This is a genomic window from Burkholderia sp. A2, from assembly GCF_001729305.1.
GTDB classification, from domain to species: domain Bacteria; phylum Pseudomonadota; class Gammaproteobacteria; order Burkholderiales; family Burkholderiaceae; genus Burkholderia; species Burkholderia sola.
In genome coordinates this window covers 233,533-240,330 of the sequence record NZ_LZXX01000091.1, presented here as the reverse complement: position 1 = coordinate 240,330, position 6,798 = coordinate 233,533, and the positions used below count along the sequence as shown (strand labels likewise).

General features: G+C 63.2%; 7 protein-coding genes and 1 tRNA gene. 4 read left to right on the top strand and 4 right to left on the bottom strand.

All coding sequences use genetic code 11. The features are described from left to right. Positions 1–347 precede the first annotated feature (347 nt). Positions 348–878, bottom strand: a complete 531-nt coding sequence (locus A9Z05_RS15430) for a cytochrome b (protein ID WP_176730210.1) — start codon at positions 876–878, stop codon at positions 348–350. Further along, positions 878–1,963 carry a catalase family peroxidase gene (locus A9Z05_RS15425; protein ID WP_069618846.1) on the bottom strand — a complete coding sequence of 362 codons (1,086 nt, stop codon included), beginning with the start codon at positions 1,961–1,963 and terminating at the stop codon, positions 878–880. Before A9Z05_RS15425 ends, A9Z05_RS15430 begins: the two co-directional genes overlap by 1 nt. 158 nt (positions 1,964–2,121) lie before the next feature. On the opposite strand from A9Z05_RS15425, the gene A9Z05_RS15420 reads away from it, so the two are divergent. Then, positions 2,122–2,643, top strand: a complete 522-nt coding sequence (locus A9Z05_RS15420) for a sigma-70 family RNA polymerase sigma factor (RefSeq protein ID WP_006477208.1) — start codon at positions 2,122–2,124, stop codon at positions 2,641–2,643. Next, positions 2,640–3,398: an anti-sigma factor gene (locus A9Z05_RS15415; RefSeq protein ID WP_069618831.1), complete on the top strand. Its 759-nt coding sequence runs from the start codon at positions 2,640–2,642 to the stop codon at positions 3,396–3,398. The genes A9Z05_RS15420 and A9Z05_RS15415 overlap by 4 nt, the downstream gene beginning before the upstream one ends. A 246-nt stretch (positions 3,399–3,644) precedes the next feature. On the opposite strand, the gene A9Z05_RS15410 is transcribed toward A9Z05_RS15415, so the two are convergent. After that, positions 3,645–4,247 (bottom strand): hypothetical protein, encoded by a 603-nt coding sequence (locus tag A9Z05_RS15410; protein WP_069618830.1) that lies wholly within the window; start codon positions 4,245–4,247, stop codon positions 3,645–3,647. Positions 4,248–4,817: 570 nt separating this feature from the next. Then, on the bottom strand, positions 4,818–5,135 hold the full coding sequence (locus tag A9Z05_RS15405; RefSeq protein WP_069618829.1) for an Imm53 family immunity protein: 318 nt from the start codon (positions 5,133–5,135) through the stop codon (positions 4,818–4,820). 705 nt (positions 5,136–5,840) lie between these two features. Here A9Z05_RS15405 and A9Z05_RS15400 point away from each other — a divergent pair. Beyond that, positions 5,841–5,917, top strand: a tRNA-Val gene (locus tag A9Z05_RS15400). Positions 5,918–6,226: 309 nt separating this feature from the next. Further along, complete coding sequence (locus A9Z05_RS15395) at positions 6,227–6,742, top strand: DUF2628 domain-containing protein (protein ID WP_069618828.1); 516 nt, start codon at positions 6,227–6,229, stop codon at positions 6,740–6,742. Positions 6,743–6,798: the final 56 nt, after the last annotated feature.

The window sequence follows — 6,798 nt, the reverse complement described above, 5'->3', positions numbered from 1 at the left end:
CAGCAGAGAAGCGAGATTATCAACCGTTTTTTGAGACTCGTCAACAACTTTTTTAACTACTTCGTTGCGACGACTGCGGTTTAATTTCGCGTGCACTGGAATCGATTAAACCGACTTCAACAGCACCGCTTCCCTCTTCTTCCCCCGCGCTGCGTTTCCGTTAGCGCGAAAGAGGCGTGATTCTATGCATCCGCCCCGGTCTCCGCAACCCCTTTTGTGAAATATTTTTGACGTGCTATGGCGGGGACCGTTGAGCACTTCCTGTCGCCCATATATAGGCGACACGGCAGGCGCAGCCTCGGTCGCCCGTGAACTGCCCCGCCGTATCGAACACAACCGTCCGTCGATTACCGCCCCACCATCGCCCTCACCACGCCGTCCCGCCGAATCAGCCCGTGATACAGCGCCGCGGCAAAGTGCGCGAGGAACGTCAGGAAGAAGAGATAGGCCAGCACGCGATGCGCAACCCGAAGCCAGGCGAACGTCACCGGATCAGCCGCCACCAGCGCCGGCAGTTGTACGCCGCCGCCCAGCGTCACCGGATACCCGCCCGCCGACAGCATCGCCCAGCCGATCAGCGGCATCGCCACCATCAGCGCATACAGCACCAGATGCGACCCGTGCGCGGCCACCTTCTGCCACCACGGCAGATCGTCGGGCAACGCCGGCGGCTTCGACAGCATCCGCACCACGATCCGCACACACACCAGCACAAGTACGGCCACGCCCAGCGGCTTGTGAATCGCCACCAGGATCTCGTGCCGCCCGGAAACCGACGCCACCATCCCCACCCCGATGAACAGCATCGCGAGAATCATCGCGGCCATCACCCAGTGCAGCACCCGCGCCGGCAAACTAAACGTCGTCGAAGCCTTCATCACCGTCCCTCCCCACTCACTCGCGCCACGCCTGCCACGCCGGCCTCTTCACTCGTGCGCCGCAGATACGAATCCGCATACGCGGCCGAACGCGCGGCCAGCAACGGATCGCCCGACACCTGAATCCCCTGCGGCAGCACCGTCGGGTCGTAGTTCACGTCGCGGCACGGGCCGCTGTCCTGCGCCTCCACGCGATCGAGCACGAGCGTGCCCGCATCGATCGTCGTGCGCTGCGCGGGCCAGACCTTCGTCGCGTCGTCCACCGGGTCGCCGGGCTCCGCCAGCGTGACCAGCAGCTTCCACTTCTGCGGGCCGGCCGCGATGCGCTGCGTCACGTCCTGCTGCAGCACGTTCGGATCCGCGGCCGTCGCGACGTCGCCGGCGCCCGCCGTCTGCTCCGGCACGACGCGCCACCGCACCGCCTGACGCTTGCCGGCCGCGTCGACGAAGTAGAACGCGTTCAGCCCGTAATAGCTTTCGGTGACGTAGCTCGCGCTCGGCTTCGCACCCTTCACCCATTGCAGGAACGCGCCCGCTTCCGGATGTGCGCCGAAAAACGCCTTCACCTTCGCCGGATCGGGCTTGCCCGTCTTCGGATCGGGCCGGGTCGCGAGCGTCTGTTCGTAGAACGCCTGCGGCGTCGCGACCGGAAACACCGGCATCGCGTTCATCCCGGTCCGCCATTGCTCGCCGTCCGGCGCGGTGAGCTTCAACGCGAGGCTGCGGATCGGTACGCTGCTGTCCGGCGCATAAGGATTCCCGCCCGGCAACGCGAAACGCCCGACCACCGGCGTACGCACCGCCTTGAAGAACGGCGCGACCGAATACGCGCTCGCGGCGCCGTTGCCTTCGAAGTAGCCGGTCACACACACACCCTTCGCGTGATTGCGCCGGTAGCCGGGATGGATGCCGCTGTTGGTCTGCAGCGCGTCGACGAGCCGGTGCGGGGTCAGACGCGCCGGCGCGAGCCACCCGCCGGCATATCCGAACGCCGCGGCCATGCCGGCCACCGCGCCGCCGATCACGGCCCAGCGCCACCCGCCCCGCCCGGGCTCGCGCTGCGGCGAAGAAGAAGATTGCTTCATGAATGCACTCCCGATCGTCAGATCATTGTCGAACGCGTGTAGGACGCCGCCCACGCCGCTTTATTCCATGGAGAATTTTTTCGTATGCTGGAGGGAATAACCGATGCCGGCCGGCGTCCTACGCGGCATCTACAACCCTTTCGGCAACCGGCCCGGCCATGCCCTCCACCGCCCTCGACGACGAAGCATTGCGCGAACTCATCCCCCGGCTGCGACGCTTCGCGCTCTGGCTGGCGCGCGACGTCCACGCGGCCGACGATCTCGTCCAGTCGACGCTCGAGCGCGCGCTGTCGCGCTGGACGAGCCGTCGCGACGACGCGTCGCTGCGCAGCTGGCTCTTCACGATCCTGTACCGGCAATTTCTCGATGGCAAACGCAGCGCGAAGCGCTACGCGTGGCTGCTCGGCCGCATCCGCGACGACGACGAAGCGCACTGGCCGTCCGCCGAACGCGAATTCGCGGCGCGCGCGACGCTCGAAGCGTTCGGCCGGCTCTCGGACGAGCAGCGCAGCCTGCTGCTGCTCGTCGCGGTCGAGGGCTTCACCTATCAGGAAGTCGCCGACCTGCTCGAGGTGCCGATCGGCACCGTGATGTCTCGGCTCTCCCGTGCGCGCCAGGCGCTGCGCCAGCTCAGCGACGGCGAACTTCCTGCTCCTTCTCTCCGATTGATGAAGAAATGAACACGCCTCCGAATGAACATGACCTTCAGGCCTATGTCGACGGCCAGCTCGACGACGATGCGCGTGCCGCGGTCGAGCGCTATCTCGCGCTGCATCCGGCGCGCGCCGAACAGGTGAAGCAATGGCAGCAAGACGCGCAGCGGCTGCGGGCCGCGCTGGAAAGCGTGCGGATGCCGGCGGACAACCCCGCGCTGGATCCGGCCGCGATTCGTGGCCGACGGGCGGAGCGCGCGCGGATGCGGTTCGCGATGGCGGCTTCGTTCGTGTTCTGCGTCGGGCTCGGGACGTTCGGCGGATGGCAGGCGCGCGGGTGGAACGCGGCGCCGCCCATCGCGCCGATGAGCGATGCGGTCAAGGCTTATCAGATGATGGTGGTCGATCGGACGGCCAAGGTCGATTACCGGCCGACCGGTGCGGGCGATTTGCAAGGGTGGCTCACCAAAGGCGTGGGCGCATCGGCGAAGCTGCCGGATTTGAGCGCGGCGGGGTTCAGGCCGGTCGGTGGGCGGCTGTTCACGACGGACAGCGGGGCGACTGCTGCAATGGTGCTCTATGAGGATGATGCGGGACGGACGCTGAGCTTCTATCTCCGGCCGGCGGAATCGGGACATCGGCTGCTACCGAACGGGCAACGCGTGGATGGCGCGCTGCTCGCGCGGTATGGGTCGGTAAATGGGCTCAACTATGCGGTGGTCGGGCCGGCCGGGAGTCTTGGCGAGAAGGCAGTCGTGCAGGCGCTCGATCAGCAGACTTGAAGCGGTAGGATGCGCGCCCGGTTGGCGGTTGGTGGCAGCTGCCAGCGGCTTTTGTGGGGCGGCCCGACGGGCTTGAACGGGGCCCGCTCACCATTCGCATGCACAGCGTTTCGACTGACTTTCCCCGGCTGTTATGCACATCGGGCCGCGCCGACGCCCTCACCTTTGGAATCACAGGGTTTCGAGTCGTCGCTGAACGGGATTTCCACATCGATCACGGGTAAGCGATCTGGCTTCCAAGGCGAACTACGATCCTGTCCGTCCGGGTAGAGTCGCCACGGAGACCCGGCTGCCGGCAAGCATCTTGTTCGTTCGGCGCACAAACACCCAGTGCCAAACCCAGAGGAAAACCGCGACGCCGCCGGCGATGGAGCCAATGATATTGGGTATCAACGAAAGAACCTGGGCAGCACACCACCCGATGCCGCTGATCCGGCCGAACGAGCGCAAACCCGACAGCGCCGGATTGATACGAGACTCCGCTTCCAGGGACTTCGCGACGTTGGAAATAATGAAGAAGTCCTCGATGAAGTTGTAGGGCAAGAGGAACATCAGCCAGACGCTGTTGGGTTCGGCCACACGCGATCCCCGGCTGACCGATTTCAGGATAGTCCTGAGGTCGCTCGCGTAGGCATAGACCAGAGCCAGGAAAACCGCGATGACGACGATGCTTCCGATTGGCCCAAGCACCGCTATTTCACCGAGAACGCCGCCGTCTTCGGAGGGATAGACAAGGGGATAGGTGAGCCCAAAGGCAATGGGGATGCTCAGAATGGCTTTGAGAATGGTCCGTGCTGTTGTGCCCATGTGTATCGAATGATGGAATCGATGCGTTGTCACCGGCAGCATAGCGAACGATCATCCTCGCCGGGCGACTTTGTCCTGCCCTATGCCGCCTTCTCTCGCGACGCCAGCCGAGTCGGTGTCTGCACAGCACCGGGAAATCGTGGCGTCGAGTTGTATGGAAGCGCGATATCCACGCCCCGTGAGGTCATGCGAACGCCCTCACCGAATTCCCGTACCCTCACCCGTTGAATGCACAGGATTTCGAGTGCCTTGGCTGGTCGATATCCACACGGCGTTCGAGTTGATTCGCATGGTCGAATGCATGGCGCTCACCTGTCCAACGCACAGCGATTCGACTGGTTGGGCGTGCGGGTTGTCCACATACGCGATGTCGGCAAGCGCACGAACCCCGATGTACGTTTCGCATGCACCCAGTTCTCAAGGCGTGCTTCTCTCCGTCCAGTCGCGTGCCCAAACATTCTGAGCGGCTTATCGAGGTCATGATTCGCCGAGATCCGGGCCCAGCTTGTCATCCGTGCAAACGCTCACCTTTTGCCGGCACAGCGTTTCGCATCGTTTTGTGCCGCGGTTATCCACATATGAAGGCCGCGCGTTCCTTCATCGCTTCCGAAGTCACCTGGTCAGACAGACCCTGAGAATCTCGCCGGTTTCCGGAAAGACGACATCCTTCATCGACGTCCCGAGCGGATTCGCGTCATCGAAGCCGTGTCGATGGCAAACGAGCGGTTCCATTAGCGCCTCCGGTTGCGGGTAGCGCTTGTGGCGCCCTCGTCCTGCTTCGATTTCATCGTGTCCCTCGATCGCCCGATTGATCGCCTTGCCGGATGACATGCCGTCGAGCGTGGCGATCTCGATGCCGTGCACGTGTTCCCACACGCCATCGCAGTGAGATTCGTACCAGCGCTGCAGCGCAGTCAAGGAATCGGTCATGTCCCTGTGCCTGTCAGTTCATCCGGCTCACCGTGGCGAGCCATCCGACGATCGCGTCGATGTCTTCGTCGGAGAGTTGCCCGACACGTTCGACACCCCCCGTAGCCGAAATCGAACTTCACGTTGAATCGCTCGCCCGTGTAGCGGCAACACAGTGCCGGCGATTCTACAGACACGAAGGCTCACGTATCGCTCGAGCGCTTCACAGCATCCCGCTTCCGTTGTCCGCGCGCTGCTCGCAGTGCATATCCCGCACGGATCACAGTCGACGGACTGTGCTTATCCAAAGGTGTTAACAGGGTTCGTATATATACGTAGTGATAGTTAACAAACCCTGTGCCCCACAGTGGATAACCTCCGTAACGCACTGAATTTTCAACGCGAACCGAAATGCATAACCCTGGGTGTGCGACGTGAACAGCGTCCGGCAGCACAGAACAACTTTTCGTCGATTCACAGCCGCGCGGACATATCCTCAATCGTTCCACTGTGAATCCAGAGCGTTCCCGAACGGTTATCCAGAGGGCAATGTGGATAACACCACAGCACATCGACGCGTTTTCCTGTGATGCGAACAGCTGAAGCTTCAGCGTGCCCGCATCGCCAGGCCACGTCGATCGCGAGCCACCGCGCACGCCGATTCGAAAAATTTTGACGAAGGGGCTTGTGCTCCCCCAAAACCCTCTCTATAATTCGCGGCTTCTTAGGCTCGTAGCTCAGTTGGTTAGAGCACCACCTTGACATGGTGGGGGTCGTTGGTTCGAATCCAATCGAGCCTACCAACGAACAAAATGAAGGGGTCCGGCAGCACAACTTGCCTACAGGCAACGCGGCTCGCCAACATACAAACGCCACGCGGCAACCTCGCGTGGCGTTTTTCTTTTTCGGTCCGAAACAACGCATGAAGCCCCGATGCGTTGCGCGAGTCACGGCCCGGCATCGCATCGTCATCAACCTCCGATTCGCCACACAGCTGCCGCTGCGCGGCGCGTAGAATCGTGTGCGCATCGACGCGGCGGCATCGCCCGTCACCCGACTTCCACCGCATCAAAACAACGACGCGCAATCCGCGCAACTGAGAGCACACGATCATGTCCGAGGCCACGACCGCCGCTTCATCCGCGAGCAACGACGAAATTGCCGCTTACGTCGGCACGAAGGCCGCCTGGTACGAACGAAAATGGGCGATCGCCGACTCGCGCAAGAGCCGGCAATCGTGGAACTGGGCCGCGTGCTTCCTGGGCCCGGCCTGGATGGCGTATCGATGCATGTACTGGCAGGCGGCCGTCGTGCTCGCCGTCACGCTGGGCATCACGCTGGTCGAGTTGCTGTACTTCCCGACATACTTCGAATCGAGCACGCTCGACCCGATTACCATCGGGATCGCGGTCTCGCTCGGCTGGTGCGGGAACAGCCTCTACAAGCGATACGTCGAACGCCAGATCGAAAAACTGCGCCCGCACGCGACGTCTCGCGAATCGTTTCTCGCGCTGCTCGAGGCGCAAGGCGGCACGAACTGGCTGGCGGCGGCCGGTTTCGCCGTCGCGACACCGCTGCTCGGCGTACTGCTGTACATGATCGGCAACGTCGGAGGCGCGACGTCCTGATCGCGATAGCCGGCGATCGGCCACGCAGGGAAGAACGAAGAGGGCGGACGGCGCCG

Bases quoted from the DNA above. Each gene is read 5' to 3' on its own strand.
- A9Z05_RS15430 (WP_176730210.1), bottom strand. From the start codon at position 878: ATGAAGGCTTCGACGACGTTTAGTTTGCCGGCGCGGGTGCTGCACTGG.
- A9Z05_RS15425 (WP_069618846.1), bottom strand. From the start codon at position 1,963: ATGAAGCAATCTTCTTCTTCGCCGCAGCGCGAGCCCGGGCGGGGCGGG.
- A9Z05_RS15420 (WP_006477208.1), top strand. From the start codon at position 2,122: ATGCCCTCCACCGCCCTCGACGACGAAGCATTGCGCGAACTCATCCCC.
- A9Z05_RS15415 (WP_069618831.1), top strand. From the start codon at position 2,640: ATGAACACGCCTCCGAATGAACATGACCTTCAGGCCTATGTCGACGGC.
- A9Z05_RS15410 (WP_069618830.1), bottom strand. From the start codon at position 4,247: ATGCTGCCGGTGACAACGCATCGATTCCATCATTCGATACACATGGGC.
- A9Z05_RS15405 (WP_069618829.1), bottom strand. From the start codon at position 5,135: ATGACCGATTCCTTGACTGCGCTGCAGCGCTGGTACGAATCTCACTGC.
- A9Z05_RS15395 (WP_069618828.1), top strand. From the start codon at position 6,227: ATGTCCGAGGCCACGACCGCCGCTTCATCCGCGAGCAACGACGAAATT.